The organism is Streptococcus sp. HMSC063B03, assembly GCF_001836965.1.
GTDB lineage: Bacteria > Bacillota > Bacilli > Lactobacillales > Streptococcaceae > Streptococcus > Streptococcus pneumoniae_F.
The window spans coordinates 7,850-10,609 of sequence record NZ_KV831030.1 but is presented as its reverse complement, the minus strand read 5'-3'; the positions used below and the strand labels follow the sequence as shown (position 1 = coordinate 10,609).

The 2,760-nt window shown below is 39.3% G+C and carries 1 protein-coding gene; it reads left to right on the top strand.

Annotated features, from left to right (window positions below; genetic code table 11):
* Positions 1-2,723, top strand: a 2,723-nt coding sequence (locus HMPREF2628_RS04450; protein WP_142350494.1) for a MucBP domain-containing protein, incomplete at its 5' end; no start/stop codon positions are given.
* Positions 2,724-2,760: the final 37 nt, after the last annotated feature.

Below are 2,760 nucleotides of genomic sequence, written 5' to 3'. Positions count from 1 at the left end.
CTGCAGATAACGGAATGAAACCAAACCGTATCACAACTGCAGAAGGCAAAGTATATGAACTAGTACCAGCGTCAACTAAAGGTGATGAAACAGGTACTGTAGAATCAGGTCAAACGAAAGAAGTAACCTACGTTTATAAAGAAGTTAAAGGGAATGTAGTAGTTCACTATACAGATGAGGCAGGAAACAAAATTGCTGAAGATGCTAAAGATACAACAGATGGATCAATTAGCACACCATATGACACTTCTGATAACGGCATGAAACCAGAACGTATTACTACTCCAGAAGGCAAAGTATACGAATTGGTACCAGCATCAACTAAAGGTGCTGAAACTGGTAAGGTTACTGAAGGAACTACAGAAGTAACCTACGTTTATAAAGAAGTAACTGGTGATGTAGTCGTTCACTATGTTGACACAGAAGGTAACGTAATTGCGGAAGATAAAGAAGATACGAAAGGTGCTTCTCTAAACTCTAAATACGATACAACTGACAACAAACCAGAGAAAATCGAAAAAGACGGAACTGTTTACTACTTAACAGAAAAAGCTGTCAAAGACGATTCTAAACCAGAAAACGGAGACGTAGTTGAAGGTAAGACTGAAGTAACTTACGTTTACGAAAAAGCAGGACAAGTAGTTGTTCACTACACTGATGAAAAAGGTAACACTATTCAAGTGGATGCTGTTGATACAAAAGACGGCAAACCAAACGCTGACTACAACACTGCAGATAACGGAATGAAACCAAACCGTATCACTACTCCAGAAGGAAGAGTATACGAGTTAATCCCTCAATCAACTAAAGGTGATGAAACAGGTAAAGTTAAAGCTGGAGAAACTACAGAAGTAACTTACGTCTACAAAGAAATCACTGGTAATGTCGTCGTTCACTACGTTGATACAGAAGGAAACACACTTGCTGAAGATACGAAAGATGTAGAAAATGGATCACTAAGTGAGAAATATGACACAACTGACAACAAACCAGCTAAACTTGAAAAAGATGGAACGGTTTACTATTTAACAGAAAAAGCACTTAAAGATGATTCTAAACCAGAAAACGGTGCTGTTGTAGAAGGAACTACAGAAATCACTTATGTATACGAAAAAGCAGGAAACGTTCTTGTTCATTACGTAGACGAAGCTGGAAACACTCTTCAAGCAGATGCTGTTGATACAAAAGATGGTCAACCAGGAGCTAAATATGATACTTCTGATAACGATATGAAACCAACTCGTATCACTACTCCAGAAGGAAAAGTATATGAACTCGTACCAGCATCAACTAAAGGTAACGAAACTGGAGATGTTGAAGCAGGTAAAACTACAGAAGTGACTTATGTCTACAAAGAAGTAAAAGGAAACGTCGTCGTTCACTATGTAGACGAAGCTGGAAACACAATCGCAGAAGACATTAAAGATACGACTGATGGATCTGTAAGCTCAGCATATGACACAAGTGACAACAAACCAGCTACAATCACTACAAAAGATGGTAAAGTATATGTACTTGTACCAACTTCAACTAAGGGTGAAGAGTCTGGTAAAGTAACAGAAGGAACAACAGAAGTTACTTACGTTTATAAAGAAGTAACTGGAGATGTAGTAGTTCACTACGTTGACACAGAAGGCAACGTGATTGCTGAAGATAAAGAAGATACTAAAGGTGCTTCTCTAAACGCTAAATACGATACAACTGACAATAAACCAGCAACAATCGAAAAAGATGGTGTTAAATATTACTTAACAGAAAAAGCTGTTAAAGACGATTCTAAACCTGAAACAGGAGATGTAGTAGAAGGTAAAACTGAAGTAACTTACGTTTACGAAAAAGCAGGACAAGTAGTAGTTCACTATGTAGACGAAGCTGGAAACACAATCCAAACTGACGCTGTTGATACCAAAGACGGTAAACCAGGAGCTGCTTACAACACTACTGATAATGATATGAAACCAACTCGTATTACAACTGCAGAAGGAAGAGTATACGAATTAGTACCAGCATCAACTAAAGGTAACGAAAACGGAAGTGTTGAAGCAGGTAAAACAACAGAAGTAACATATGTGTACAAAGAAATTAAAGGAAACGTCGTCGTTCATTATGTAGACGAAGCGGGTAACACAATCGCAGAAGACGTTAAAGATACTACAGACGGATCAGTAAGCTCAGCATATGACACAACTGACAACAAACCAGCTACAATCACTACGAAAGATGGAAAACTATACGTATTAGTACCAACTTCAACTAAAGGTGATGAAAATGGTAAAGTAACAGAAGGAACAACAGAAGTAACTTACGTTTATAAAGAAGTCAAAGAAGGTACTACAAATGGAGGCTCACTCACTCCATCTCAACCAGGTTCTCCATCAACACCTTCAACAAACCCAACAAGTCCGGTGAAACCGACAGACCCAAGTCAACCAACAACACCGGCTAACCCAGCAACCCCAGCTGCCCCAGCTAACCCAGCAACACCGGTTGCTCCGGCTAATCCAACTAACCCAACAACACCGGCTAACCCAGCAACTCCAACGATGCCATCAGCACCAGTAAATGGTAAAGCACCACAAGCTCCAGTAGCTCCATCAGAAGCTAAAGGACAAGCTGAACTTCCTAATACTGGTACAGAAGACCATGCTAGCCTAGCAGCACTTGGACTTTTAGGTGTCTTGAGCGGATTTGGGCTTGTTGCTCGTAAGAAAAAAGAAGACTAAATTTAATTAGATTTTCTGATAAGAATAAGGAGTAGGA